This is a genomic window from Pseudaquabacterium terrae (assembly GCF_013266755.1).
Classification (GTDB): domain Bacteria; phylum Pseudomonadota; class Gammaproteobacteria; order Burkholderiales; family Burkholderiaceae_C; genus Pseudaquabacterium; species Pseudaquabacterium terrae.
The window spans coordinates 50,844-76,799 of sequence record NZ_JABRWJ010000011.1; the positions used below are offsets into that span (position 1 = coordinate 50,844).

Annotated in this window: 32 protein-coding genes and 1 pseudogene; 8 read left to right on the top strand and 25 right to left on the bottom strand. The window is 67.2% G+C overall.

The annotated features are described in order from the left end of the window. Window positions 1-10: 10 nt before the first annotated feature. Genes HLB44_RS30040 through HLB44_RS30075 form a run of 8 tightly spaced genes read right to left on the bottom strand, consistent with a single transcriptional unit; the run spans window position 11 to window position 5,961 of the window. The gene (locus tag HLB44_RS30040; protein WP_173132042.1) at window positions 11-955 is read right to left on the bottom strand and encodes a catechol 2,3-dioxygenase; all 945 of its coding nucleotides are present in this window, start codon (window positions 953-955) and stop codon (window positions 11-13) included. Between the two features lie 19 nt (window positions 956-974). Continuing rightward, window positions 975-1,361, bottom strand: a complete 387-nt coding sequence (locus HLB44_RS30045) for a 2Fe-2S iron-sulfur cluster-binding protein (RefSeq protein WP_173132045.1) — start codon at window positions 1,359-1,361, stop codon at window positions 975-977. Window positions 1,362-1,374: 13 nt separating this feature from the next. Further along, window positions 1,375-2,439: an NADH:ubiquinone reductase (Na(+)-transporting) subunit F gene (locus HLB44_RS30050; RefSeq protein ID WP_173132048.1), complete on the bottom strand. Its 1,065-nt coding sequence runs from the start codon at window positions 2,437-2,439 to the stop codon at window positions 1,375-1,377. Window positions 2,440-2,452: 13 nt separating this feature from the next. Further along, complete coding sequence (locus tag HLB44_RS30055; protein ID WP_173132050.1) at window positions 2,453-2,809, bottom strand: phenol hydroxylase subunit P4; 357 nt, start codon at window positions 2,807-2,809, stop codon at window positions 2,453-2,455. After that, window positions 2,806-4,365, bottom strand: coding sequence for an aromatic/alkene/methane monooxygenase hydroxylase/oxygenase subunit alpha (locus tag HLB44_RS30060; protein WP_173132053.1), 1,560 nt, complete (start codon window positions 4,363-4,365; stop codon window positions 2,806-2,808). The genes HLB44_RS30055 and HLB44_RS30060 overlap by 4 nt, the downstream gene beginning before the upstream one ends. Window positions 4,366-4,379: 14 nt before the next feature. Next, complete coding sequence (locus tag HLB44_RS30065) at window positions 4,380-4,649, bottom strand: MmoB/DmpM family protein (protein ID WP_173132056.1); 270 nt, start codon at window positions 4,647-4,649, stop codon at window positions 4,380-4,382. A 44-nt stretch (window positions 4,650-4,693) separates the two neighbouring features. Further along, complete coding sequence (locus tag HLB44_RS30070) at window positions 4,694-5,689, bottom strand: aromatic/alkene monooxygenase hydroxylase subunit beta (RefSeq protein ID WP_173132059.1); 996 nt, start codon at window positions 5,687-5,689, stop codon at window positions 4,694-4,696. Window positions 5,690-5,739: 50 nt separating this feature from the next. Further along, on the bottom strand, window positions 5,740-5,961 hold the full coding sequence (locus HLB44_RS30075) for a phenol hydroxylase subunit (protein WP_173132062.1): 222 nt from the start codon (window positions 5,959-5,961) through the stop codon (window positions 5,740-5,742). A 260-nt stretch (window positions 5,962-6,221) separates the two neighbouring features. On the opposite strand from HLB44_RS30075, the gene HLB44_RS30080 reads away from it, so the two are divergent. The 3 genes from HLB44_RS30080 (at window position 6,222) to HLB44_RS30090 (ending at window position 9,090) form a co-directional block, all read left to right on the top strand. Further along, complete coding sequence (locus tag HLB44_RS30080; RefSeq protein WP_173132065.1) at window positions 6,222-7,907, top strand: sigma-54-dependent Fis family transcriptional regulator; 1,686 nt, start codon at window positions 6,222-6,224, stop codon at window positions 7,905-7,907. Window positions 7,908-7,911: 4 nt separating this feature from the next. Next, window positions 7,912-8,646 carry a GntR family transcriptional regulator gene (locus HLB44_RS30085; RefSeq protein ID WP_173132068.1) on the top strand — a complete coding sequence of 245 codons (735 nt, stop codon included), beginning with the start codon at window positions 7,912-7,914 and terminating at the stop codon, window positions 8,644-8,646. Window positions 8,647-8,745: 99 nt separating this feature from the next. After that, window positions 8,746-9,090 carry a carboxymuconolactone decarboxylase family protein gene (locus tag HLB44_RS30090; protein ID WP_173132544.1) on the top strand — a complete coding sequence of 115 codons (345 nt, stop codon included), beginning with the start codon at window positions 8,746-8,748 and terminating at the stop codon, window positions 9,088-9,090. Between the two features lie 3 nt (window positions 9,091-9,093). On the opposite strand, the gene HLB44_RS30095 is transcribed toward HLB44_RS30090, so the two are convergent. Next, complete coding sequence (locus tag HLB44_RS30095; protein WP_173132073.1) at window positions 9,094-10,503, bottom strand: aminotransferase-like domain-containing protein; 1,410 nt, start codon at window positions 10,501-10,503, stop codon at window positions 9,094-9,096. A 198-nt stretch (window positions 10,504-10,701) separates the two neighbouring features. Between HLB44_RS30095 and HLB44_RS30100 the strand changes: the two genes are divergently transcribed. Beyond that, window positions 10,702-10,893, top strand: a complete 192-nt coding sequence (locus HLB44_RS30100; RefSeq protein ID WP_173132076.1) for a DUF2970 domain-containing protein — start codon at window positions 10,702-10,704, stop codon at window positions 10,891-10,893. Window positions 10,894-10,953: 60 nt separating this feature from the next. Here HLB44_RS30100 and HLB44_RS30105 read toward each other — a convergent pair whose 3' ends face one another. From HLB44_RS30105 to HLB44_RS30140, 8 genes are all read right to left on the bottom strand, one after another. Then, the gene (locus tag HLB44_RS30105; protein ID WP_173132079.1) at window positions 10,954-11,166 is read right to left on the bottom strand and encodes a universal stress protein; all 213 of its coding nucleotides are present in this window, start codon (window positions 11,164-11,166) and stop codon (window positions 10,954-10,956) included. Between the two features lie 228 nt (window positions 11,167-11,394). Then, entirely contained in the window at window positions 11,395-11,967 is a 573-nt protein-coding gene (locus HLB44_RS30110) for an NADPH-dependent FMN reductase (protein ID WP_173132082.1), read from the bottom strand. Window positions 11,968-12,031: 64 nt separating this feature from the next. Next, a complete protein-coding gene (locus HLB44_RS30115) occupies window positions 12,032-12,208 on the bottom strand; it encodes a hypothetical protein (protein ID WP_173132084.1) in 177 nt (58 codons plus the stop codon). Further along, window positions 12,205-12,570, bottom strand: a complete 366-nt coding sequence (locus tag HLB44_RS30120; protein WP_173132087.1) for a hypothetical protein — start codon at window positions 12,568-12,570, stop codon at window positions 12,205-12,207. Before HLB44_RS30120 ends, HLB44_RS30115 begins: the two co-directional genes overlap by 4 nt. Window positions 12,571-12,594: 24 nt before the next feature. Then, the gene (ypfH, locus tag HLB44_RS30125) at window positions 12,595-13,224 is read right to left on the bottom strand and encodes an esterase (protein ID WP_173132090.1); all 630 of its coding nucleotides are present in this window, start codon (window positions 13,222-13,224) and stop codon (window positions 12,595-12,597) included. 14 nt (window positions 13,225-13,238) lie between these two features. Then, window positions 13,239-14,045 (bottom strand): dioxygenase family protein, encoded by an 807-nt coding sequence (locus HLB44_RS30130; RefSeq protein WP_173132093.1) that lies wholly within the window; start codon window positions 14,043-14,045, stop codon window positions 13,239-13,241. A 43-nt stretch (window positions 14,046-14,088) separates the two neighbouring features. Then, window positions 14,089-14,541, bottom strand: coding sequence for a DoxX family protein (locus tag HLB44_RS30135; RefSeq protein WP_173132096.1), 453 nt, complete (start codon window positions 14,539-14,541; stop codon window positions 14,089-14,091). Window positions 14,542-14,575: 34 nt separating this feature from the next. Further along, entirely contained in the window at window positions 14,576-15,208 is a 633-nt protein-coding gene (locus HLB44_RS30140; RefSeq protein ID WP_173132099.1) for an NADPH-dependent F420 reductase, read from the bottom strand. Between the two features lie 128 nt (window positions 15,209-15,336). On the opposite strand from HLB44_RS30140, the gene HLB44_RS30145 reads away from it, so the two are divergent. From HLB44_RS30145 to HLB44_RS37560, 4 genes are all read left to right on the top strand, one after another. After that, entirely contained in the window at window positions 15,337-16,236 is a 900-nt protein-coding gene (locus HLB44_RS30145) for a LysR family transcriptional regulator (protein ID WP_173132102.1), read from the top strand. A gap of 316 nt (window positions 16,237-16,552) precedes the next feature. Next, window positions 16,553-16,705 (top strand): hypothetical protein, encoded by a 153-nt coding sequence (locus tag HLB44_RS30150; RefSeq protein WP_173132105.1) that lies wholly within the window; start codon window positions 16,553-16,555, stop codon window positions 16,703-16,705. An 86-nt stretch (window positions 16,706-16,791) separates the two neighbouring features. Next, window positions 16,792-17,436: a universal stress protein gene (locus tag HLB44_RS30155; RefSeq protein WP_343051664.1), complete on the top strand. Its 645-nt coding sequence runs from the start codon at window positions 16,792-16,794 to the stop codon at window positions 17,434-17,436. A gap of 99 nt (window positions 17,437-17,535) precedes the next feature. Continuing rightward, window positions 17,536-18,204 (top strand): trimeric intracellular cation channel family protein, encoded by a 669-nt coding sequence (locus tag HLB44_RS37560; RefSeq protein WP_246312553.1) that lies wholly within the window; start codon window positions 17,536-17,538, stop codon window positions 18,202-18,204. A gap of 113 nt (window positions 18,205-18,317) precedes the next feature. Here HLB44_RS37560 and HLB44_RS30160 read toward each other — a convergent pair. The 8 genes and pseudogenes from HLB44_RS30160 to HLB44_RS30195 all read right to left on the bottom strand — a co-directional run. Then, window positions 18,318-19,166, bottom strand: a pseudogene (locus HLB44_RS30160) (universal stress protein); the annotation flags it as partial. Window positions 19,167-19,178: 12 nt separating this feature from the next. Next, complete coding sequence (locus HLB44_RS30165; protein WP_173132110.1) at window positions 19,179-19,601, bottom strand: GreA/GreB family elongation factor; 423 nt, start codon at window positions 19,599-19,601, stop codon at window positions 19,179-19,181. A gap of 329 nt (window positions 19,602-19,930) precedes the next feature. Next, a complete protein-coding gene (gene mnhG / locus HLB44_RS30170; protein ID WP_173132113.1) occupies window positions 19,931-20,272 on the bottom strand; it encodes a monovalent cation/H(+) antiporter subunit G in 342 nt (113 codons plus the stop codon). Then, window positions 20,269-20,547, bottom strand: a complete 279-nt coding sequence (locus HLB44_RS30175) for a K+/H+ antiporter subunit F (protein WP_173132116.1) — start codon at window positions 20,545-20,547, stop codon at window positions 20,269-20,271. Before HLB44_RS30175 ends, mnhG begins: the two co-directional genes overlap by 4 nt. Then, a complete protein-coding gene (locus tag HLB44_RS30180) occupies window positions 20,544-21,035 on the bottom strand; it encodes a Na+/H+ antiporter subunit E (protein WP_173132119.1) in 492 nt (163 codons plus the stop codon). Before HLB44_RS30180 ends, HLB44_RS30175 begins: the two co-directional genes overlap by 4 nt. Next, window positions 21,032-22,684: a monovalent cation/H+ antiporter subunit D gene (locus tag HLB44_RS30185; RefSeq protein WP_343051641.1), complete on the bottom strand. Its 1,653-nt coding sequence runs from the start codon at window positions 22,682-22,684 to the stop codon at window positions 21,032-21,034. Before HLB44_RS30185 ends, HLB44_RS30180 begins: the two co-directional genes overlap by 4 nt. Further along, a complete protein-coding gene (locus tag HLB44_RS30190) occupies window positions 22,681-23,025 on the bottom strand; it encodes a Na+/H+ antiporter subunit C (RefSeq protein ID WP_173132122.1) in 345 nt (114 codons plus the stop codon). Before HLB44_RS30190 ends, HLB44_RS30185 begins: the two co-directional genes overlap by 4 nt. Next, window positions 23,025-25,937 (bottom strand): monovalent cation/H+ antiporter subunit A, encoded by a 2,913-nt coding sequence (locus HLB44_RS30195; protein WP_246312554.1) that lies wholly within the window; start codon window positions 25,935-25,937, stop codon window positions 23,025-23,027. Before HLB44_RS30195 ends, HLB44_RS30190 begins: the two co-directional genes overlap by 1 nt. Window positions 25,938-25,956 lie beyond the last annotated feature (19 nt).

Genomic DNA, 25,956 nt, shown 5'->3' on the forward strand with positions numbered 1-25,956 from the left:
GCCGCGTACTTCAGGTGTAAACCTCAGTGAACGAGGGCACCAGGTCGCCGGTGTGGAAGAAGATTCCGCTGCCCAGGCGCTCTTCGCTCCAGGTGGTCACGGGCCGGTCACGCTGCGCCAGATAGCCCAGCCCGGCGAAGGTCTCGTTGCGGTTGCCGCTCGGGTCGAAGAAATAGATCGTCTCGCCGCGTGTGATGCCGTGGCGCGTGGGCGCGACGTCGATGCGCGTCTTGGTCTTCGCCATGACGTCCGCCGCCTTCAGCACGTCGTGCCACGAGTCCAGGAAGAACGCGATGTGGTGCAGACCGCTGGTCGGCGCGCCGACGAAGGCGATGTCGTGCGGCGTGGTGGTGCGCGACATCCAGGTCGCGGCCTGGATGCTGCCGTCGGGGCCGACCATCACCTGCTCGGTGAGGAAGAAGTCCAGCACCTCGGTCATGAAGCGGGTGTTGTCGGCCACGGTATTGACGCCGGCGGCCGGGTTCATCTCGCACATCAGCAGCAGGTGGTCGAGCCAGTGCGCGCCGGCGCCCTTGAGGCCGTCCGGCCAGGGGTCGGGGCAATAGGTGCCCACGTCGGTGCCGACGTACTCCTTCATCGCGTACAGCCGCATCTCGTGGCCGCTGGGCAGCTTGAACTGCAGCATGCGGCCGGTGGCGGGCAGCGTGCCCTCGGGCAGCGTGGTGGTCGCGATGCCCCAGGCCTCGATCTTCTGCTTCAGCAGCTCGAGGTCGGCTTCCTTCTCGACCTTGTAGGCCACGTGGTTCAGGCCGGCGCGGTCCGACGGCGTCAGGATGAGCGAGAACTTGTCCCACTCGTCCCAGCACTTCAGGTAGACATTGCCGGCCTTGTCGACCATCGTCGTCTTCAGGCCCAGCACGTTCTCGTAGTGCCGCACGGCGGCATCGATGTCCATCACCCGCAGGCTGGCATGCCCGATTCGCAGTACACCCATCATTCGTCTCCTGGTTGATTCACAGCGTGGATTGGGGGCTCGCCACCGCGGCGGCAGGCCCACTTGAAAACGATCGCGAAAGCGCTCGCGAAAACGGTCGTACCAGGCGGCCGGCTACTTCGAGCGTTAAGGCGCAACTCGGCGCCACGCGGCAGGCCAGCGTCATCCCGGCACCTTCCTCGTCGGCGCTCACATGCGCGCGGCTCACCGGGCCGAGTGCGTGCACGCAGCCCTCGACGATGCGCACCTTACACACGCCGCAGCCGCCGTTGACGCAGCCCACCGGGATGCCCCGGCGGCCCAGCCGCAACATGCCGCGCAACAGGCTCTCGTCGGTGGCGCAGGCGTAGGTCTCGCCGGTCTGCACAACGCAGACGCTGACCGTGGGTCTGGTGTCGACATTCATGGTCACGACCTGCTCACAAGCGCTGGAACAGCGGGCTGCGTGCGCCCTGCGCATCGGCCGCTGAGAGGAACTTCTCGGTGAAGATGTCGCGCTCGAACAATCGCCCCTGCATCAGGGTGGCGATGCAGGCCTCCACCATCGGCGGCGGGCCGCACAGGTAGGCCTGGTGACCAGCGAACGTGCCGCCGAAGTGCGCCTTGGCCGCGTCGTGCGCGAAGCCGCGCGCGCCGCCCCAGTCGGTCCCCTCGGCCTCGTTCGACAGCGTCGGCACGTAGCTGAAGTTGGCGTGCTGCTCGGCAAGCGCCCGGAACTCGGCGTCGTAGTACAGCTCGTCGCGCACGCGCTGGCCATAGACCAGCGTGATCGGCAGCGTGCAGCCGCCATCGAGCAGGTCCAGGATCATCGAGCGCGGGCTCGACAGCCCCGAGCCGCCGGCCATGAAGACCATCGGGCGCTGCGCGGAACGCCGCACGAAGAAGCGGCCGTACGGGCCGGCCAGGCGCAGGCGGTCGCCCATCTTCAATTGCTGGTGCAGGTAGCCGGTGCCCTGGCCGCCGGGCACGATGCGCACGTTGAGCTCGATCTCGCCGCTGCGCTCGACGTCCGCCGGTGAATTGGCGATGGAGAAGGCCCTGCTCTGTCCCAGCCGCGGAATCTCCAGTTGCACGTACTGGCCGGCCTGGAATCCGATCGGCTTGTCGATGGCGAGGTGCAGCGCCTTGATCGTGGGCGTCAGGTCGACGATGCGGCGCACGGTGGCGGCGAAGTCGCGTACCGGAATCACCTGCGCATCGGGCTCGTCCTCGATGTCGGCCTCGATCGTCGCGTCGCACTGCAGCGTGGCGCAGCAGGCCAGAGTCTTTCCTTCGTCGCGCTCCACTTCCATCAGCGCGAAGGGGTTGGCGTGACCATGGTCCACCTCGCCATCGCAGACCTGCACCTTGCACGTGCCGCACAGGCCGTGGCCGCAGGCATGCGGGATGTAGATGCCCTGGCGCAGCGCGGCGTCGAGCACGCTCTGGCCTTCTTCCACCGCAATGGTGGCGCCCAGCGGTTCGATGGTGAGTTGAAAGCTCATGGCACGGCCCCCTTCAGCTGCACGAGCCCTGGATGCCGGTTAGGCCCGGCGTGCGGAAACGGATGACGTCCTTGTGCGTCAGGCCGTTGTCCGCCAGCGACTTCGCCGGATCCGGCGTCCACGGCTGGCCCGATTTCAGCCACTGCACTTGGCGCCAGTCGATGCGCGCGAAGTCCGGGTGCTCGCCATAGACCCCCGGCAGCACCGCGGTCGCCAGCGCGCCGAACGGCATGTCCGGCGGCAGCGGCAAGCACACCGGCGAGCAGATCATCAGGTGGTCTTCCCAGCCGATGTAGAGCAGCGGGGCGGGAAAGTTCTCGCGAAGGTCGCGCGCGGCAATGTCGTAACGCTCAAGTGCAACGACGCTCATGACTTTTCTCCTTGCACGACATCACCGCGCCATGCGGCGAAGTTCTTCTGGTCTTCCGAGCCTTCGAAGTCGAGGTTGTCCCGGCCGATCTCCAGCTGGTAGTGCTTCAGCACCGCGAGCAGCGGGTCGAAGCCTTCGGCCGTCGGGTCGGTGCCGGGGTCGAAGCAGTGGCCCTGGTAGATCTGGTGCACCGGCAGCCAGCTCTGCACGTACTTCTCCGGCTCGTCGTCGAAGATCTCCTTGCAGTGGTCGCTGCAGAAGTGGTGCTTGTTGCCGCGCCAGTCGCTCTCGCGGTAACTGATCTTGGTGGCGTCGCCGGGCTCGGTGAACAGCATCGGGATCTGGCAGGTGTTGCACAGCATCGGCAGCGTCTTGTTGTAGAAGCGCTGGCCGGCCTGCTGCCGTTCGCGGTAGAACTCGAGCCGCGGGCGATAGAGCTGGTCGAAGCTCGTCGGGTACTTCTCCGCCAGCCAGTCCATCTCCTCGTCGGTCGGCACCCAGGTGTGGAAGGCCGCGGCGCCGCTGTAGTTGTAGAAGGTGTTCCAGGCTTGGTGGCTGATGTGGTCCTTGCCTTCGCAGGCGTCCTTCCAGCCTTTGGGCTCGCGAATCCCGTAGCGGGCCAGGTCCTTGAACAGCGCGCCGCCGTTCTGCTCGGCGTACATCTCCCAGGCTTCCTTCCAGCTCATCACGCGCTTGGGCAGCATGTAGTCCTGCATCATGGCCACCAGCGTCAACAGCCGGTAGCCGCGCCAGAACCACTTGTCGATCCACTTCTGCACGATCGGCACGTTGGCCGGGTCCTGTTCCAGCAGGAACTTGATGCACTCGATGCCCAGCGTCATGTGGCGGCTCTCGTCGCTCTGCGCGCTGAAGCCGAAGGTCACGGTGGACATGTCGCCGTTGTGCGCCGCGCCACTCATGAAGGGTACGAACAGCAGGTTGGTCAGCACGTACTCGAACGAGAAACTGACGGCGACCAGGAACTCGAACGGCCCGCCGGTGATCGCGTCCTCGAAGAAGGACTTCGGCACCGACAGGTACCAGACGCGGTCGAACCAGTGGTTCGAGTGGTGCAGGCCGTTGAAGTACTTGTTGTAGTGCGAGAGCGCGTGGGTCTCGGTCTGGTAGTGGCGCAGCTCGTCGATCGACTGCATCTGCGCGGCCACGCGAGCCCCTTCGCCGGTGAACTGGCGGCCGATGTGCGCGAAGCCCCGGTGCGCGTAGTACTCCAGCGGCGTCACGCCCTGGATGAAGAGCTTCAGCGCGTTGACGTAGCGGGCATCGCTGATGCCGAGCTGGCCGTTGTTCTGCGCGAAGGCCTCGATCACCGCGTAGAGCTTCTTCTCCTTCTCGCCCTGGTACTTCCAGTACGCGTCCATGGTCAGGCGGAACGGGTCCTGCCACTGGTCCCAGTCATGGACCTTGATGCCCTCGTACTTGTCGTACGGGAACACCTTGTCCATCGCCTGGTAGGTGGTCTCCCAGCCCAGGCCGCGAGTCATCGCCGCGTAGCGATCCTTCAGACCGAGCTTCTTCTTGACGACACGGGTGTCCATTGCTTGTCTCCTGTTCAGTGCTTCCAGCTCAACGTGAGCTGGTCGTCGTCTTCATCGATGTGGCCCGACAGGGTCACGAGATTCACGTGCAGCGCCTGCAGGTCGTAGGGGCGGCCCGTCAGTTCCTCGATCGTTGCGCGGCGGATCTGCAGGCTGTTCGGCGCGTCGATCTTCACGAGGCCGGGCGAGTGCACGACCACGGCGGCGGGGTTGTCAGCGACGATGGCCTCGACCACGGGCCGCGACTCCTCGTTGTGCTGGAAGGCGATGAACACGTTGGACATGAAGGGGGCTCCTTGAGGCGATTCAGGCGACTCGGTCAGTGGATTCAGCCGCGCAGGCCTGCCTTGCGGCAGCGTTCGGCGAGCTGCGTGGCGGCGTCGTCGAGCGCCTGGCTGCCGGCATCACCCAGGGCGAGGCGGGCGACCGGCGCCAGCGCGGCCTGCGCACGCTCGGTCCAGGCCTGCACCCAGGCCGAGATCTGCAGCGCATTGGCTTCGGATTCGGCGGCAGCGACCTTGATCACCGCATCGACCCAGCGCGCGCTCTCGTCGTGCCATTCGGGCATGAAGGCGGTCAGCATGGCCACCGCGGTGCCGCCCTGCAGCGCGAGGTGGTCGTCGACGAAGCTGCCGTAGACCAGCGGGTACAGCAGGCCGTCCAGCGCCAGGTTCTGCGCGACGAACAGCTCGAACGGGTCTTGCACGACCAGCGTGTCTTCGACGCAGCGGCGCAGCACCTGCCAGTGCGCATCGTCCAGCCAAGCCGCCTTGCCCGCATCGAGCACCGACGGATCGTCGAGCGCGAGCCCCAGTCGCGTCAGGTACTGCGCCACGCCCAGGTTGTCCATCGCGTGGAACATCGCCGGCGCGGTGAACGCCGTGCCGTAGCCGTAGGCGCAGATGCTCGCGTTGTTCATGTTCGCGCCCCAGGCGGCGTGGCGCAGCGGCATCAGCACCTGCAGGGCTTTCTGGCGCAGCGCATCGGGGATCTTGTCGACCATGCCGCGCGACTCGACGAACTGGAAGTTGGACTCGATCGCGTCCTGCTGGCGCGCGCGCGCCATGGCCCAGGCCGCGTAGTAGAACTGGCGCGGATCCTTCAGGACGTACCAGTCGGCGAGCACGATCTTGCTGCGCGAGGCATCGAAGATCTCGTGCGACGGGTCCCAGGTCGGGCGGTAGTGGAAATTGGCCGAGGGCTGCGCGCCGTAGGTGGCCTCCTGGTAGCGCGAGGCCGGCTTGTCGTCGCCGACATAACTGGCCACGTGAGCGTATGTGTTGCGCAGCGGCTTGATCTCGCGCGCTTGCAGGTCGATGTTCATCGTGCGGGTCTCCTGGGCTTGTCGTGCGGGAAGTGATCGGGGCCCGGCGCTCAAGCGTCGAGCCGCTGCACGCGGTTGGCGGTGCAGAACGCGGTGAAGGCGGGAACGGGCAGCAGCAGTTCGACCGCCAGCTCGGGCCAGCCGATCGCGAACTCGAAGGCCACCAGGCCGTCCGGCCGTTGCTCGATCACGCGCACGAAGCGCTGCGTGGTGTCGACGGTGGGCAGCTGTTGGGGCTGCGCTGCGAAGGGGGCGAAGCGTTGGGCGGACATGCCAAGCACAACGCAGAGAGCGTGCCAGTTCGGCCCGGCGTCGCCCGGAATCTCGATAATCTAAGGGTTACCCCCAAGATGTCATGCCGTGACAGCGCAATCAGCCCCGGCCGGGACGACACGCCCCATCGTCCGCCCGGAACTTTGCGCTGCGCAGCATGAGCTTTTGGTCATGCCTCGCGGCGGGAAAGTGATGATTTGATGACCTCGGTGGGCGGATCCCCGCTGGACAAAGAGTGGCTGTTATCGATAATTCACCCATGACTGGGCAAACCCCGCCACCGCTCCCTCCCGACGCCGACCTGCGCCGCATGGTCCATTTCTCGGCCGGCGACGGGCGCATCTGGCTCGCCGGCCAACGCATGCTTCTGGTCCATGCCGCCGCGCTCGGTGAGTTGCGACGTGAACTGATGGGCACCATCGGTCGCGAGCAGACGCGCCGCCTGCTGATGCGCGCCGGCTATTCATCGGGCGAGCGCGACGCGCGGCTGGCGCGCCAAGTGCGCGGCGACGCATCGGTGCTGGACATGTTCGCCGTCGGCCCGCAGCTGCACATGCTGGAAGGCGCGGTACAGGTCACCCCCGAGTCCTGCGAGATCGACGTGGCCGCCGGCCGCTTCCACGGCGTGTTCCGCTGGGATCACTCCTGGGAGGTCGAGACGCATGTGCGCAACTTCGGCCCGCAAAGCGAACCGGTGTGCTGGATGCTGCTGGGCTATGCCTCGGGCTACACCAGCGCCTTCATGGGCCGGCCGACGCTGTTCAAGGAAGTGGCCTGCGCCGCCTGCGGTCAGCCCAACTGCCGCATCGAAGGCCGCGTACTGCCCGACTGGCCCGATGCCGAGGTGATGGCGCGCGACTACGCCGAAGACTCGATGATCGTGCGCCTGGAGGACCTGCAGTCGCAGGTCGACACGTTGCGCTCGACGCTGCAGCCGGCCGACGAACTGGGCCCCCTGATCGGTCGCTCCAAAGCCTTCGACGCCGCCGCGCTGCTGCTGCGCAAGGCCGCGGCGACGCAGGTGACGGTGCTGCTGACCGGTGAGACCGGCGTCGGCAAGGAGCGCTTTGCGCGCGCGCTGCATGCGATGAGCCCGCGCGCGGGCAAGGCCTTCGTCGCGGTCAACTGCGCGGCGCTGCCGGCCGATCTGATCGAGAGCGAGCTGTTCGGCGCCGAGAAGGGCGCCTTCACCGGCGCCGGTGCTGCACGGCCCGGCCGCTTCGAACGGGCCGACGGCGGCACGCTGATGCTGGACGAACTCGGCGAGCTGCCGCTGACCGCGCAGGCCAAGCTGCTGCGGGTGCTGCAGCAGGGCGAGATCGAGCGCCTGGGCGGCACGCAGACGCGCAAGGTCGACGTGCGCGTGGTCGCAGCCACCAACGTCGACCTGCAGGCCGCGGTGGCCAGCGGCCGCTTCCGCAGCGACCTGATGTACCGGCTCAACGTCTACCCGATCCGCATTCCGCCGCTGCGCGAGCGCGCCGACGACATCGAGCCGCTCGCGGCGCACCTGCTGGCCCGCTTCTGCGCGCTGCACGGCAAGAGCGTGCCCGGCTTCACCGACCGCGCGCTCGATGCGATGCGCGGCTACCCGTGGCCCGGCAACGTGCGCGAGCTCGAGAACCTGATCGAGCGCGGCGTGATCCTCGCCAGCCCCGGCGAGCCGGTGGACGTGCACGAGCTGTTCCCCACGCTGCCTGGCCAGCCGCCGGTGACGGTCAATGCCGCCGGCGAACTGGTGCGCAGCGCGCCCAGCGGCAGCCCGGCGCTGTACGACGAGATGATCGGCCGCGGCCTCAGCCTGGACGGACTCGAGGACGCGCTGATCCAGGAGGCCGTGGCGCGCGCCGGAGGCAACCTGGCCGCGGCCGCGCGCGCGCTTGGCCTGACCCGGCCGCAGTTGAGCTACCGGCTGCAGCGCGTGCGCGACCGCGCGAAGGAGTGAGTTGATGGCCAAGCGGGCACTCCTCGCGCTGGTCGACGACAAGACCGATGGCGACGCAGATGCGGGCGGCACCGCCTCGCGCACGCTGATCGAGCGCAGCTACCAACGGCTGCGCGACGACATCGTCGAGGGCCGGCTCGGGCCCGGCGAGAAGCTGCGCGTGGAGCACCTGAAGGCGCGCTACGAGGTCGGTGCCGGCACCTTGCGTGAGGCGATCACCCGGCTGGTCAGCGACGCGCTGGTGGTGGCCGAGGGCCAGCGCGGATTCCGCGTCGCTCCGATGGCCCTGGCCGATCTGGAGGACCTGACGCGCCTGCGGCTGCACATCGAGATCGACGCGCTGCGCCAGTCGATCCGGCGCGGCGATGCCGCATGGCGCGCGCAACTGCAGCAGGCATTCAGCGAGCTGTCGGCGTTCGAGCAGCCAATACGCCCCGAGCAGCGACCGCGCTGGGAGCAGCTCAATGCGCGCTTTCATGAGGCACTGATCGCCGCCTGCGATTCGCCGTGGACCATGAAGGTGCTGCGCCTGCTGGGCCGCCACAGCGAACGCTACCGGCGCTTCGCCATCGGCCTGGCCGACGACAGCCGTGACGTGCACGCGGAGCACCGACAAATCTTCGAGATGGCGATGTCGGGGCAGGAGGCCCGTGCTGCGCTGGCCCTCGAGGTTCACATCCGCTCCACGCCCGACCAGCTGGCGCGAGCGAACAAAGGAGGTTGGATCCCTGGCTTCTAGGGCTGTTGCGCGCTCAGCCGTGCTTCACGGCCACCGGCTTGAAGTCCGTCCGGGCCGCGTGATGGAATCGATGACCAGCATCAAGGAGATGCAAACATGATGATGGACTGGAACGCCTACCGCGATCAGATCAACGCAGCAGTGAGAGGAATGTCAGCCGCCAATCCGGACTTGGTGAGAGCGTATGCCGGACTTTCTCATGCCAACGCCAAGTCCAGCCACCTTGACTTCAAGACGCGCGAACTGATCGCACTGGCCGTCGCGGTGAGCTTGCGCTGCGACGGATGCATCAATGCCCATACCGAGGCGGCCATCAAGGCGGGCGCGTCGAAGGAAGAGATCGTCGATGCGCTCGGCGTCGCCATCATGGTCAACGCCGGCGCCGCGATGGTCTACTCGGCGCGCACCATCGACGCCTACGACGCGAAGTCAGCCGGGCAGTGATGATCAGGCAAGCGCTTTCGCGATGGTTCCCACCGTCTTGAGCGCGGCTTCGAAGCGCTTGTTGTCCGGGTGGCCAAAGTTCACCCGCACATGGTGCCTGTATCGGTGGTCCGCAGAAAACAGGTGACCTGGAGCCAGGCTGATGTCGTGGGACAGCGCCAAGCGGTGCAGTTCCAGCGCGTCGACGGTCTTGGGCAACTCGACCCACACGAAGTAGCCACCTTCCGGTTGTGTCACCTTCGTGCCGGCGGGGAAGCACTTCGCGATCGCGCGCAATACGACGTATCGCTGCTTCGCCAGGGTGGCCCGCAACTGTCGCAGATGCCTGTCGTAACCGCCGTGCCGCAGGTACTCGCTCAAGCCCTCTTGCGATGGTACGGGCGCTCCAAGTGAGCTCATGAGCTTGAGCCGGGCAACGTCCTTGGCGAATCGGCCTGCCGCCGCCCATCCCACGCGGTAGCCGGGCGCCAGCGACTTCGAGAAGGAACTGCAGTGCATGACCAGGCCGGTGCGGTCCCAGGCCTTGGCAGGCTTGGGCTTGTGTGAGCCGAAGTACAGCTCACCATAAACGTCGTCTTCGATGAGAGGCACCTGGTGCTTGGTCAGCAGTTCCACCAGCGCTTGCTTCGAACTGTCCGGCATCAGACTTCCAAGCGGGTTCTGGAAGTTCGGCATCAGCCAGCAGGCCTTCACCGCGTGCCGCTCCAACACTGCGGCCAACGCCGCCACGTCGACCCCGGATCGCGGATGCGTCGCAATCTCCACGGCGCGCAGGTTGTGACGCTCGAGGGCCTGGAGTGCACCATAGAAAGTCGGCGACTCCACGGCCACCAGGTCTCCGGGCTTGGTCACAGCGCCCAGGCACAGGCTCAGCGCCTCCATGGCGCCATTGGTGATGACCAACTCTTCCGTGTCGACACCGCAGCCCATCGCCAGGTAGCGAAGACCGATCTGGCGTCGCAGTGCCGGGCTCCCCGGAGACAGGTCCTCGACCGTGCGCCACGGGTCCAGCCGTCGGACTGCCCTGCCGAGGGCGACTGCCAGCTTTGGCAAGGGAAACAGGGTCGGACTGGGGAAGGCAGAGCCCAGCGGCACCAGCGTTCTGTTCTTGGCATCGCCGAGCACGTGGAAAACCAGCTCGGAGACTTCGACCGCTCGTTCATTTGTCACCGGTGTCGAGGCTTCGGGCTCGATCTGCTGGGCGATGCCGTGACTGACGAAGTAACCGGACCGCGGGCGCGCCTCGATCAAGCCGCGCGCTTCCAGCAGGTAGTACGCCTCGAACACGGTCGAAGGGCTGACCCCGCGACTTCGGCTGGTCTCTCGGACCGAAGGAAGTCGCTCACCGGGGAGGAGCTGGCCCTTGGTGATGGTCTCTGCGACCTCCCGGGCCAAGGCTTCGTAGCGTTTCATGCTGGAGCAGTTGCTGGATCAGCAATTCTCATCTGATATGACCAATATAGGCAGACTGCAAACTGTACTGAATGCCATCGTTCACCGCGAAATGACCGGATCACGGACTATCTGATACGCAGTTTCTTCCATCAACTGAGTCTGGGTACTTTCCTCGTGCCGTGGCACAGTTCAGTGCAGGAAGCGAGGTCTTGGCGTATGGAAACCCTGATCAATGTACGGAACGTGTTGTGGGCCTTCTTTGGCGTCGGACGGCGGAGCGCGGCCAGCGACCAACTGGCCCGGGGTAAGCCAGTGGTGCTGATCGCCACAGCCCTTGTCCTGGCTGCCTTGTTCGGCCTGACCTTGTGGGGGCTGGCCAACGTCGCGGTGCATTCCCTGAGCGGCTAGAACTCTCGCATCCGCTGAATGGGTTTGCCCCGCCGACATGGGGCAAGGCGTCTCAGGCATCTATCCTGCACTGGCGGGCAACCGCGCGCCGTGCGTCACCGCGAGTTGCGCTGCGCGTTCGACGGCCGCAACTGAGGTCTTGGAGAAGTCGGTGGCGACCACAATGTGGCGACGCTCGCTGGACGTGGCGGGACTGATGGGATCACTTGCTGGGAAGGTCTCGCGCAGCGCTTCGTCGATCAGCCATTCCTGATGTGCGAAACGCAGCGCCACGTCCCATCCTCGATCACGACTTTGCGGCCGCTTATCGCCGCAGCCTTGCTCAAGACGCTGGCCCGATGTCCGTGTTGCCTACGCGCAAACGCAAGGCGACTCTTTTGACAGTAAGACTAGCTTTGGGGAGACGCCTTTGCCGGCGGGCCTGCGTCTCGCCGAAGGCGAATGAGACGATCCATTCGAAGGTTGCCGTATCAAGGCTGAACGGTGCGCGATGGCGAGCCTTCAGGTCTTGCGCGGCAGCACGGTCAGCACACGCACGATGAAGGCGTGCAGCTCTGTCATGTAGGTCTGCAAGAACTTCTTCGTGCCTTCGTCGGTGACCTCGCCGTCGGGGGTGATGAGCTCGGGCTTGAACTGGATGTACGCCTCGACCTGATTCATCAGCGGCGAATTGCAGAAGCACAGCACGCCGCGCAGGCTCTGCTGCGCCACGGCGGTGCCGATGGCACCCGGCGAAGTACCGATCACGGCCGAAGGCTTCTGCGCGAAGGAGTTCTTGCCCCAGGGCCGGCTCGCCCAGTCGATGGCATTCTTCAATCCACCGGGGATCGAGCGGTTGAATTCGGGCGTCACGAAGAGGACCGCGTCGACGTCGGCAATGGCCTGCTTGAAGGCGCGGGCCACCGGGGGGTAGTCGGAGTCGTAGTCCTGGCTGTACAGCGGCAGATCCTTGATCGCGATCTCGCTCAAAACCAGTTCGGGCGGCGCCAGCTTCACGAGCGCCTTGGCTAGCAGACGGTTGATTGACGTCGAGGACAGGCTCCCGACGAAATATCCGACCTTGTAGGTGGCCATGCGTGGCTCCTGGACAGTGTGAAGGGGCGCTGGTTGTACGCCCGCGCCGGCCACTCCACAAGGCTTACCGCGGCTCGACGAAGACGATGGAGGTGTAGCCGCGGTGATGCATGAATTCGCGCACCACGAGCAAGGTTGCAGCTGCCTCGCGCCAGGAGGGCAGGCCTTGCATCGCAGCGGGCTGGCCCAGCGAAGCCGAGGCCAGCCGCTGGAACCATTGCTCGATGGTCTCGATCGTCATCGCCGGGCCGGACACAGAGGCCCAAGCCTGCAATGCGGGAGAGGTGCTCCACAGCGTGGTGTCGACCAGGCCGCCTTGCCCAGCCGCATGATCTCGTCCTCGGTGAAGTCGATGGCGCGCTCGATTTCTTGTGAGGTCGGCGGGTCGTGCCGAAAGTAGTCTCGGGCGATGCGTGGTGGGCCGAGATCGAGCTGTTGCACGGTCTCGGGCTTACCACCATGCCCGGTCAGTACGACGAGGTGCTCGTCCCCGATGTGCAGCAGCGTTGTGAACGCAGTGGGCTGGGAATCGCGCCTGGCGGCCACTCGAGCGACCGCGACGAAGTCGGATTCGAGTTGCGCGGGCGAGCGGTTGTTGGACATGTCGGCCTAGGGATGTGGCGTTGGTCAGATCGGCGCAGGCACCGCATCGGTCAGCCTGCGGACGATGGCATCGACCACACGTCCGTCCACCCCGTGGCCCAGCCCCGGGAAACGGTCGAGCGTCGCGATGGCCCCCAGGTCCTGCAGTCGTGCCAGCGCATCGACGGCCCCTTGCACAGGCATCACGGTGTCGTCGTCGCCATGCAGCAGGTGCGTGCGGACCGATCCGTGGGCGATGCGCGGCGGCCGTGCGAAACGGCCCGACAGCGCGATCACACGGGCAGCAGGCGGGTTGTCAAGCTGGGTCGATTCGAGCGCCATGATCGCGCCCTGCGAGAAGCCGACCAGCGTCGTTGCTGCCGTCCCAACGCCGCAGTCCTGTTGCCAATGCATGACTGCCCGCACGAAGCCCGGCATAGCGGCCGTGACGCGCGCCGGTCGGTTCGCCTCGGTGACGGCTTGGACGGAAAACCACTGCCAGCCGCGCCCCGAGGCCTCGGGCGCTTGCACACTGACGATCGCATCCGGCAGGTGCGGCGCCAGGGCCTCGCCCAGCGGCGCCAGGTCACGCGCGCTCGAGCCGACACCGTGGAACAGCAGCACCAATTGGCTCGGCTTCGCCGGCCGCTGGACGAACAGGTCTTGGGTGTGCATGGGGTCCTCGTCGATCAAGTCGCGTCGCTGCCCAGCGGTCCGGCAGCGCCAAAAATGAATGCATCCATCGACAGCACGCCATGCGTGATGCCGCCCTCGATCACCGTGGTCGGCAGCGGCGAGGCGGCTGCGCCCGCAGCCACCAGCAGCGGCCAGAAGTGCTCGGTGGTGGGGTGCGCGCGCCGCGCGTGCGGCGCCTGCGCCAGCGTCTGACGCAGTTGGGCACTGTCCCCACGAACGACGGCATCGCGCACCCAACTCGCGAACTCGGCGGCATAGGGCTCGTCGCTGCCCGCGCCGGAGCGGAACTCCGTCAGGTTGTGGGTCAGGCTTCCGGAGCCCACGATCAGCACGCCTTCGTCGGTCAGCGGCGCGAGTGCCGCGCCGAAGGCCCAGGCGCTGTCGCCGTCCAGCCGCGCCGGCAGCGAGACCTGGAAGGCGGGCACATCGGCCGCCGGGTACAGGTGACGCAGCGGCACCCAGGCGCCATGGTCGAGGCCGCGACGCTTGTCGGGCTGCGGTGCCCAACCGGCGTCGCGCAGCAATTCCAACGCGCGTTGCGCCAGTGCCGGGTGGCCGTCGACCGGGTAGGTGATCTCGTAGAGCGCCGGGTCGAAACCGCCGAAGTCGTGGATCGTCTGCGGACGGGTCACCAGGCCCACTCGCGGACTCGGCGTCATCCAGTGCGGCGACACCACCAGCACGGCACGCGGCCGGGGCAGCGCCCGGCCCAGCGCGGTCAGCTTCGGCCCGGCGAGGCCGGGCTCGATCGCGAAGGTCGGTGCGCCGTGCGAGACGAACAGGCTGGGCAGGCGGGTCATGGTGACGATGCTCCTGGCTGAACGTGGCTGATGCTTGCGGCGTTCACCGCGCTCCGGCCCCCTCGGCAAGCGCCGCGTCCACAGACAGCCGGCCGGCACCGCTGATCAGCAGCGAGACCGACGCGGCGAGCAGCGCCAGGCCGAACTCGTAGCCGTTCTTGTCCATGAACAGGCCGTTGCCGATGTGCACCGAGAAGATCGCCACGAGCATTGCGAAGGCCAGCGCCGCGGCGGCCGGCCGCACGAGAACGCCGAACAGCAGCGCCAGGCCGCCGAAGAACTCGGCACTGCCGGCCAGCAAGGCCATAAGGTAGCCGGGCGTCAGGCCCAGCGAGGACATGAACTGGCCCGTGCCTTCCAGACCATAGCCACCGAAGGCGCCGAACAGCTTCTGCGCGCCGTGCGCGACAAAGATGATGCCGATGGGGATGCGCACGGCCAGTGGCGCCCAGCCGGCGTTGGTGGCCAAGACGCGGCCGAGTAGACGGTTGCTCATTTGGATGCTCCTTGATCGTTGGACGTTGTACGGCTCAGGCCTTGCGGATCCAGGTCGGCGCGATGGCCGTGCCGAGACCGGCGCCGTAGCCAAGATAGATGTTCAAGCCGGCCAGTGGCTCGAGATAACGCGCGTTCTTCAGTCCGCCGGCATCGACCACCCCGAAGCCGATGCTCTCGGCGATGGCGACCGCGGTCTGCTTCGCGCGCTCGCTGTCGCTGGCGACGAACACCTCGACTTTGCGGCCGTTTCCAAAGTCGGGGCCTTCGGCCAGCACTTGCGCGAAGACCGTGTTGAACGCCTTGACGACCTCGGCGCCCGGGATAGCCTTGGCGATCTCTTCGGCCGCCGACGTGCTGTGGCCGATCGTCAGGCCCATGTAGTCGGCCGTCAGCGGGTTGGTGATGTCGATGACCACCTTGCCCTTGAGGTCGCCGACTGCCTGCAGAGCGTTGACGGCATCGGCGAAGCCGGTGGCGAGGATGACGGCATCGGCGCCCCTTGCGGCGCCGGAGATGCCCACGGCGCTGGTGCCGGTGTTGGCCGCTGCCACCTGAGCGGCCTTGGCACCGTTGCGTGCAGTCACGCTGACCTGGTGGCCTGCGCGGACCAGTTGACTGACGAATGCCGAGCCCATGTTGCCGGCGCCGATGACGGTGATCTTCATGACTTGCTTCCTCTGGTGGGTGCAGCGCGATTGGCTGCGATGTGTTGGACTTTAGAAGTGCAAGGGCGAGAGATAAACTGGCCAAGCCTGGTCGAACTGTCTCGGTATGCGAGACAATCCCGCCCGAGATGGACAAGTTCATCGAAATGCAGGCCTTCGTTGCCGTGGTCGATGCAGGCAGCTTCGTCAAAGCTGCGGAGGCGCTGGACGTGTCGAAGGCGGCGGTCTCGCGCTACGTGGCGGAGTTGGAGTCGCGGCTCGGGGTGCGGCTGCTGCATCGCACCACACGCAAGCTTTCATTGACGCCGGAAGGCGAGGTCTTCCAGGCGCGCTGTCGCGAATTGCTGGGCGGTGTCGACGAGGCCGAAGCAGAGATCACCTCAAGGAGCGGCGAGGCCAGCGGCCTGTTGCGTATCAACGTGCCGTTCTCCTTCGGCCTGCTGCACCTCGCGCCGCTGTGGGCCGAGTTCATGGCGCAGAACCCAAAGGTGGTGCTGGACGTGACCTTGGCCGACCGCGTGGTCGACCTCGTGGAGGAGGGGTTCGACATGGCGGTGCGCATCGCGCGGCTGCCCAACTCGTCACTGATCAGTCGACTGCTCACTTCGACGCGCATGGTGTTGTGCGCGTCGCCGGCCTATCTCCAGGCACGCGGCCACCCCAGCCACCCGTCCGAACTGGCCAGCCACGATGTGCTGGCCTACAGCCTGTTCTCGATGGGCGACCAGTGGGTGTTCACCGGGCCGGAGGGCGCTGCCTCCGTCAAGGTGACGCCGCGAATGCGCACCAACAGCGGAGACACCTGCCGCGTGGCCGCGCTCCGCCATCAGGGCATCGTGCTACAGCCAAGCTTCCTGATCGGGTCCGACCTGCTTGCCGGCACGCTGATGGAAGTGATGCCCGGGTGGCGCTCGATCGAACTGGGCGTCTACGCGGTGTACCCCTCGCGCAAGTTCGTCTCGCCAAAGGTCCGACTGCTGATCGAATTCCTCGTCAATGCCTTCAGGATGCGCGCCTGGACGACGTGATTGGGCGTAGACCGTGATGCCAGCACCCTGAGTGCGCCCACGGACCAGGCATCACGGTGGCCGCATAGCCGACTGCATGGGCGTCGTAAGGCATCCGACCTGGCCGCGGGGTTGAATGTGGGTTCGCCGACGTAGCGCTCAAGAACGGCTGCCACGGCGTGCAGATTCCGGGGCGACTGCGATGGTGTTGTCGCCGCTCGGCTATGTTGCTCGGAACCTGTAGTTAGTCGATATCAGCAGTTGGCCCACTGACGACATCCGCCAGAGTCCGCAATCGAAACCAAGCCCGGGGCACACCCGCATCGGAGGCTCGACGATGACAACCGTCCGTCCCATCATTGCCGCAACGGATTTCTCCGCGCCGGCGAAGCACGCAGCTTGGCGAGCAGCCCTGCTTGCAGAGGAAATGGGTGCAGGGTTAACGCTGGCTTACACGCTGGGCGGGACCGCACTCGACGACATGCGATGATGGCTCGATGACGCCACGGCCGACGTGATCCAGGATGAAGCGCGTCAGCGTCTGGCGGCGCTGGCCGCGGAACTCGCGCAGCGTCAATCTGCCGCCGTCCGGACCCATTTGGCGTCGGACATCCCGTCCAAGCGCTCACTCGCTATGCGGATGAAGTGGACGCGAGCTTGATGGTGACGGGTACACGCGGTGCGAGCTTCTTTCGGGGTGTGGTCTTCGGCTCCACCGCCGAACGCATTGCCAAGCGATCATCGCGTCCCGTGCTCATGGTGCGTCAGATCCCGCACGCAGCGTACCGACGGGTCCTGGTACCTGTCGACTTTTCTGAATGGAGCCGATCGTCCATCGACCTGGCGCAGAAAGTGGCACCGCAGGCGACGCTGGTCCTGACGCATGCGGTTGAGATTCCCTACGAAGGGAGGCTCCGCCTGTCCGGGGTCGCCGAAAGCGTTCTTGCCCGGTATCGACAGGCCGCGGTATTGGAGGCACGGGCGCGCCTGCAGGGCGTCGCCTCGGTGAAGGTGACTCCGCGCCTGCGCACGAACAGTGGCGACACCTGCCGGGTGGCCGCACTGCACGACCAGGGCATCGGCCTGCAACCCAGCTTCCTGATCGGGCCGGACCTGCTGGCCGGCACGCTGGTGGAGGTGATGCCGGCCTGGCGTTCGATCGACCTGGGCGTCTACGCGGTCTGCCCCTCGCGCAAGTTCGTCGCGCCAAGGTCCGGCTGATGATCGAGTTCCTGGTGGACGCCTTCAGGGTGTGTGCGTGGCCGGCGTGTGCGTCTTTGGCACGCCGAGTTTCAGGATCTGGCAGGAGTAGGCGACATCATGGCGAACACCATTCCCTGGACTCTGTCCCACACTCAGATCGCCGTCGAAGTGGTCGCCACGATCGCTTTTGCCCTGTCTGGCGTGATCGAGGGGGCACGCAAGCGACTGGATGCCGTGGGCATCTGCGTGGTGGCCGGGCTGGCCGCGTTCGGAGGCGGAACCGTGCGCGACATCCTGCTCGATCGTCGTCCGCTGTTCTGGGTGCAGCATGCGGATTGGGTCTGGGCGCTGCTGGCCTTGTGCATCGGCGCGATGTTGTTCATGCGTGCGCGCCACCTCGAGCCGACCGAACGTGCCATGCAGTGGCCCGATGCGCTGGGCCTCGGCCTTTTCACGGCCCTTGGCACGCAGATCGCCATCGACGCGGGCATGCCGTCGATCATCGCGGTGATCCTGGGCATGGTCACCGCGGTCTTCGGCGGCGTGCTGCGCGACGTGGTCTGCAACGAGATCCCGCGCGCGTTCAGCGACCATCGGCCTTACGCCATCTGCTCGTTCGTCGGCGGCTGGGTCATGGTGCTGGCGCACGCGGCAGACATGCCCCAGTGGGGCGCCCTGGTGGCCGCGGCCGCCACCGCGACCGCACTGCGCGCCGCATCCGTGGCAATGGACTGGCGCCTGCCTGCCTGGCGGGCCGGCGGGACGGGCAGTGATGATGTGCCCTGACCCCGCAAGCATGGGTGCAATTCATGCCGCCCTTCAACTGCAGTCATGGACTTCCCTTCTGCATTCGCTGAACTCGATCCGCTGGGCGAGCGTGATGTCTTGGGAACGACCAGCAGATCCGTGTCCGCCTCGGACAACAGGCGCTGAGCCGTGCTGCCCAGCAGGAGGTCTCCGAGCAACGACCGACCGGACTTGCCGACGACGATCAGATCGGCAGCGGCTTCGCGGCTCTTCTGCAGCGTCAGCACCGCAGGCAGGCCCTCTGCCACAGTCGTGTGAGTTCGGCGTGCCGGGAGAGTCGCCGCCAAGTGCCAGAGGCGATGCTGGCTGACCGTTTTCGCCCGTTGAACGGTGGAACGCACCAACTCGTCCGAACAGTCGGCCATGCGCAGCCGGCTCGCCATCGGAACGGACAATGCGTGCAGCAAATGCAAGGATGCCTGCGGCGCGACGCGGGCCGCCCATCCGACGGCCGGGAAGGTGGCGTCAGCCAAGTCGACAGGCAGCAGTGCGCGTCTATAGGGCGCAGATGGCAGTGACGGCGGACGCTTCACGACAAGCACCGGCCGGCGCGAGAGGCGCACCAGGCGCTCGGTCGTGGTTCCAAACAGAAGCGAGCGCAGCGAGCAGTCGGACCCACCGCCGAGCACCACCAGGTCCGCGTCGTCTGCCGCACGCAGGATCTGCTCGATGGCATCGACCTCCCGTGGCACTGCGATCCAGCGCACTTCGTGACCGGCGCGCAGCTCGCGACCCAGCCGATTCAGCATCCGGCGGACACGCCGCTCAGCCAGATGCGCGTCGTAGAGTGAGCGACGGGCACCGCACGACTTGCCGGGCCCGGCGGTCAGAATGGTCAGGCGGGCCTCGTTCTCGGCGGCAAGAAGGACCGCGCGCTGAAGTGCAGGCAATGCGGCTTCGGTGAGGTCGGTGACATGAAGAATCGAATTGATGCTAGCCATGGTGCTCTCCCGCTACAGCACGAAGTCGCCGCTGGCTTCAGGCTGGAAGAGGATGGCCGATACGCGAGCCTGCACCTCGTCTCCTGCAGGCGTCTGCCAGACTGCCAGCGAACCGACGCGTAGGCCCAGCAAGGCGGAACCCACTGGCGACAGCACGGAGACGAACCCTGCCGCCGGTTCAGCGTCTTCGGGGTAGCACGGCGTCAGCACCTGGTGTTGGTTCTTGGTGGATTCGACCAATAGGACGCGCGAATACATGGTCACCACGTCCGGTGGGATCGCGCGCGAAGGCGCCAGGTCGGCGTTGTCCAGCGCCGCGCGCAGCGCGGCGCTCGTGGCTTGGCCCGGGCCGGCAGGGGTGCCGGCAAGCAGTCGCTTCAGGCGAGCGTGGTCGAGGTCCGTGAGCGTGCGCTCGGTGAGTAGCAACGTGTCCATCGTGCAGTCCTTTCGGTCGCGAGGGCGACCATTGATCAGCGCGGGCAGTGGGCCCGGCGATCGAAGGTGTGCGCGAGAAGGGACAGTCGAATCGCCGGGCTCAGGAAAGTGCGGTCTGCAGCCCGAAGGGCTCGCCGACCGCCACACCAGACCGGACGCGCGCGATCCCCGCTAGCGTGGGACGTGCGCACCCCAGCGCAATGCGCGGAGCGGCATGGCGATGGTTGGGGCGAAGGTGGAAGGACACATGCGCATCGTAGCGGTTGCGCACCGGACGCTGAAGAGACGCGTCCAGTAGCCATGCACCCATTGCCGACTCTCGCGACGAATCATTCCATTCGTGCCAGCGGCCTCGACACGCTCTCGCCTGCGCGGCGCTGCCTGAACAGTGCGGCGCGCGCGAGCACGATGGTCGTGACCGGCGCGGTGATCGACAGCACGATGACCACCAGCCACGTGTGCAGCGCCAGCGAGCCTTCAGAGCCGGTGAAGTGGATGATCGAGGCCAGCGCGACGATCCAGGCCGCAAGCGTCGATGCCAGTGCGGGCGCATGCATGCGCGTGAAGAAGTCGGCCAGGCGCACCAGGCCGAGCGCCGCGACGAACACGGTTGTGCCACTGGCGAGCAGTAGGCCAGCGACGATCCACTCGGTCCAGTTCGCGGCAATCATTCGATCACCTCGCCACGCAGCAGAAACTTGGCCATTGCCATCGATCCAACGAAGCCGAACAGCGCCATCAGCAGAGCGCCTTCAAAGTACATCTGGCTGTCGTAGCGAATGGCCAGCACCAACATCATGAGCATGCCGACGACGAAGACGAAGTCGGATGCGAGCGCGCGATCCTGAGCCCGCGGTCCGCCTAGCAGCCGCACCAGCGCCAAGACCATCGCAACGGCGTACAGCAGCAGCGTGACCGTCGTCGCGATCGAGAGCAGGGCACTCATTGGAAGATCTCCAGCAGCGGCCGCTCGTAGCGGGCCTTGAAGTGGGCGGCGAACTCGGCGTCGTCGGTGTCGACGTCGAAGACGTGCAGCAGCAGCGCCGAGCGGTCGGGCGCCAGCTCCGCCCAGACCGTCCCCGGAACAACCGTCGTGATGACGGCCAGCGCCGCAAGGCCGTGCAGGTCGCGCAATTCCAGCGGGATGAGCACGAAGCGCGCGCGCGGTTCCCGGCGATGCGCGGTGAGGACGCCGCGCCCCACCTGCAGTGCCGAGACGACCACATCCGCACCAACGCGCAGCACCAGCCGCAGCACGACCATCGGTCGGCGCATCGGGCCGGGCGTGGGCCGCAGGGGCGACAGCAGCAGCGGCAGGACCAGGCCCAGCAGCACGGCCAGCAGCACGTGCCCCATGCTGACGCTGCGGTTCAGCGCCAGCCACATCACGGCCAGGGCGGCGGACAGCAGCGGGGACTGCACCCAGCGTCTCATCGGGGCCCTCCTTGCCCACGCAGGCTCACCGGCCGGGCGGACAGAACGGCTTCGATGTACTGGTCGGGCGCATGCAGCCCCTGCGCCGTCAAGCGCATGTAGTGCAGCACCGGCTCACCCTGGATCGCCAGCATCACCAGGGCTGCGAGCAGCAATGCGACCGGTGTCCCTTCGACGATGCGCAGCCGGGGTGACGGCCGCTCCTGCGGCAGCCAGAAGTGGCGCGCGCCCACCCGCAGCAGCGAGGTCGCGACCAGCAAGCCCGAGAAGATCAGCAGCCCGAACAGCGTCCAGGCGGCCGGGCGCGCGGCATCCAGCAGCGCAGCGAGCATGGCCACCTTGCCGACGAAGCCCGACAGCGGCGGCAGCCCGGCCACCACCATCGCGCAGAGCGTGAAGCCGACACCCAGGAAAGCCACCGCCGCCGGCAGCGCGCGGCCGATCAGCGCTTGCTCGTCATCGTCGAGGTTGGCGGGCTCGGCCGCGGCGGCGTCCACGAAGTCCGGCAGCGTTTCGCCCTGGGGCTGGCTCTGCGGGGGCGCGAACTCGACGTCGCGCCGGCGCTCGAGCAGCTCGACCATCAAGAACAGCGTGCAGCCGGCCAGGGTCGAGCTGGCCAGGTAGAACAGCGCACCTGCGCTCAGCGCCTCACGGTCGAAGCCGATGGCGGCCATCAGCGTGCCGGCCGAGACGATGATGCTGTAGCTGGCCAGGCGATTGGGCTCCTGCGTCGCCATCATGCCGATCGAGCCGAAGACCAGCGTGCACATGCCTGTCCAGATCAGAATCTCGGCACCGAACAGCGCCGAGTCACCCGCGGACGCGGGAAAGCACAGCGTCCACAGGCGCAGCACGGCGTACACGCCCACCTTCGTCAGCACCGCGAACAGCGCCGCAACCGGCGCACCCGCGGACCCATAGGCCTGCGGCAGCCAGAAGTTCAGTGGCCACTGGCCGGCCTTGGCCAGGAAGGCCGTGGCGAGAAGCGCTGCCCCGGCGTGCAGCAGCCCCCGGTCGCTCGGCGGAACCAGGGGCAGCTTGCGCGCGATATCGGCCATGTTGAGCGTCCCGGTGACGCCGTACAGCAGCGCGACGCCGATCAGGAACAGCATGGATGCGACGAGGTTGATGGCGATGTAGTGCAGGCCGGCCCGCACGCGCTGGCTGCCGCCGCCATGCAACAGCAAGCCGTAGGAGGCGGCCAGCAGGACCTCGAAGAACACGAACAGGTCGAACAGGTCGGCGGTCAGGAACACGCCCTGCAGCCCCATCAGCTGCAGCTGAAACAGTGGGTGGAAGTGCACGCCGGCGCGCTGCCAGCGCGGCAGCGCGAACAACAGCGCGGCCAGCCCGCAGGCCGACGTCAGCACCATCATCAGCGCGGACAGTCGATCGACCACCAGCACGATGCCGAAGGGCACCGGCCAGTTGCCCGGCAGGTAGACGCCGAAGCTGCCGGGTGCGTCCTGCGTGTGCACCCACGCCAGCAGTGCAATCGCGAGCGTGAGGCCTGAGGCCGTCGACACCAAGGCCAGCGCCGCGTTGAGCTGGCGGCGCTTCTCGCCGGCCAGCAGGATCAGCGCCGCCGTGGCCATCGGCAGCAGCACCGGCAGGACGATCAGATCGCTCATCGCTTCGAAGGCGATCACGGCCGCTCCTCCTCGCCATCCACGTGGTCGCTGCCGCTCAGACCGCGCAGCGCCATCAACACCACGAGGAAGAGCGCCGTGGTGGCGAACCCGATCACGATGGCCGTCAGCACCAGTGACTGCGGCAGCGGATCCGAATAGTTGTCGAGCGTCGGTAACGCGCCGACCCGCACGATGGGCTCCTGGTCCAGCGTCAGGCTGCCGACGCTGAAGATGAAGAGGTTGACCGCGTACGACAGGAGCGCGAGCCCGATCAGCACCTGGAATGTTCGCGGGCGCAGGATCAGCCACACGCCCGCGCTGCCGAGTACGCCGATGGCCATGGACAGCACGACCTCCATCAGATTTCCTCCTCATCGGAGGTCCGCAATGGGCGTCGGCGTGCCCTCAGCGACTGGTGGGCGACGGCCGTCAGCAGCAGCAGCGTGGTCCCCACCACCACGCTGAACACGCCGAGGTCGAAAAAGGCAGCGCTCGGCAGGTGCACCTCGCCGATCATCGGCAGCGTCACGTGCGCGGTGTGCGTGGTCAGGAACGGATGTCGGAACGCCAGCGCGCCTGCGCCGGTGGCCAGCGCGGCCAGCAGGCCCAGCGCGATCCACCGCGACGGCTGCAGCGACAGGCGGTCTTCCACCCAGCGGGTGCCGCCGACCATGTACTGGGCGATGAACGCGATGGCGAGCACCAGACCGGCCACGAAGCCGCCGCCAGGCTCGTTGTGCCCGCGCATGAAGAGATGGACCGCAAAGAGCGCGGCCACCGGCAGCAGCAGGCGCACCAGCACGCCGGGCACCTCCAGGTAGGCGTGCTCGGCCGCTTCGTCGGGCCGCGCCAGGTCGCTGTTATCATCCTCGTGCACCACGTTCTGCTGTGCCGGCCGGTGGATGACCTCACGCGGCGGCCGGAAGCGCCGCAGCAGCGCGAAGACAGTGAGGCCGACGATACCGAGCACCGTGATCTCGCCCAGCGTGTCGAAGGCCCGGAAGTCGACCAGCAGCACGTTGACAACGTTCGTGCCGCCGCCCAGCGGCAGCGCGTGCTCGAGGAAGAAGGGGGCGATGCTCAGAGGCGCCTGCCGGGTGAGCATGGCGTACGACAGCGCGGCCAGTCCCGCGCCGATGCCCGCGGCCAGCACGAAGTCCCGCCCGCGTCGCCAGCGCGCACGCGCACGGGTGCGGGGATCGTCCGCCGCCTGCAGCGGCAGCCAGCGCAGCCCCAGCAGGAAAAGCACGATGGTCACCACCTCGACCGCCAGCTGCGTCAGCGCGAGGTCTGGCGCCGAGAACCAGGCGAAGGTGATGCACAGCACGAGGCCGACGACGCCCAGCAGCGTCAGCGCGACCAGGCGGTGGAATGTCGCCAGCCTGGCCGCGCCGATGGCGCAGATCGCGCCGACCGCCCACAACAGGGCGAACTCCGCGGACAGCGGCACGCGCTCGCGCGTGCCCCATTCCAGCGGCACCACGAGGGCCGAGCCCAGCCCGACCGCCGACGCGAAGACCAGCATGCACAGGAGCTGCGCCTGCAGCCGGCGCGTGCCCAACCAGCGCAGCCCGTGCCTGGCGCCTTGGGTCGCGGCGGCGAGGGCGGTTTCGAAGGCCTGCTTGCCGTCCAGTCCCAGCAGCAGCGGGGCGGTGCGGCCGCGGCGCTGCTTGAACCGATCGGCAAAGCGCAGGTAGACGACCAGGCCCACTGTCAGAGCCACCAGGCTCATCACCAGCGGCGCATTGAAGCCATGCCACACGGCCAGGCTGTACTCGGGCAACGTGCCGCCGACCACGGGCCGGGCGGCGGTGGCCAGCAGCGGGCCGATCGACCAGCCCGGCAGCGTGCCGACGACGACGCAGGCCAGCACCAGCAGCTCGACCGGGACGCGCATCCAGTGCACCGGCTCGTGCGGTGCGCGCGGCAGGTCGCGCGCGGGCGGGCCGAAGAACACGTCGTGGCCGAAACGCAGCGAATAGACGACGGCGAAGACGCCCGCCACGGTGGCCGCGAGCGGCAGCATCATCTCGATCCAGGGGTGCGACTGCAGGTACACCGTCTCGGCGAAGAACATCTCCTTCGACAGGAAGCCGTTGAGCAATGGAACCCCCGCCATGGCAGCACAGGCGACGATGGCGAGCGTGCCGGTGATGGGCATGCTGCGGTACAGACCGTCGAGGCGGCGCATGTCGCGCGAGCCGGTCTCGTGGTCGATGATGCCCACCGACATGAACAGCGAGGCCTTGAAGGTCGCGTGGTTCAGCATGTGGAAGACCGCGGCCACGGCGGCGACCGGCGTGTTCAGGCCCAGCAGCAGCGTGATCAGGCCCAGGTGGCTGATCGTGGAATAGGCCAGCAGCCCCTTCAGGTCGTTCTGGAACATCGCGACGTAGGCGCCCAGCAGCAGCGTGGCGAGACCGGCGCCGCCGACCGTCCAGAACCACAGCTCGGTGCCGGACAGCACCGGCCACAGGCGCGCCAGCAGGAACACGCCGGCCTTCACCATCGTCGCCGAGTGAAGATAGGCCGACACCGGCGTCGGCGCCGCCATCGCATGCGGCAGCCAGAAGTGGAACGGGAACTGCGCGCTCTTGGTCAGCGCACCGGCCAGGATCAGCGCGAGCGCGAGCGCATACAGCGGATCGGCTCGAACCCGATCACCCGCAGCCAGCACGACATCGAGCTCGTAGCTTTCCGCCACGTGTCCCAGCACCAGCACGCCGCCGAGCAGTGCCAGCCCGCCGGCGGCCGTGATGGTGAACGCCATGCGCGCGCCGCGCCGCGCGTCCTTGCGGTGGTACCAGTAGCCGATCAGCAGGAACGAGAAGACGCTGGTGAGTTCCCAGAACACGACCAGCTGCAGCAGGTTGCCCGAGACGACGATGCCCAGCATCGCGCCCATGAATCCGAGCAGCAGGGAATGGAAACGGGCCGCCGGATCCTCGGGCGACAGGTAATAGCGGGCGTAGACGATCACCAGCAGCCCCATCGCGGTCACCAGCATCGCGAACATCCAGGCAAATCCGTCGAGCCGCACGAGGATGTCCAAGCCCAGCGTCGGCAGCCAGCTCACGCGCTGCGTGACCACGCCGCCGGCGCTCACCTGCGGATACAGCGCGGCGATCGGCACCGCAACCGCCAGCGCGACGGCCAGCGACCAGGCCGTGCCGAGGTTGCGCCGCGCGGTGGGCAACAAAGCAGCCACCGCGCTGCCCGCGAACGGCAACAGCAGCAGCCAGGGCAGCAGCTCAGTCAGGGAACGGGGCAATGGCGCGGCTCCTGGTCAG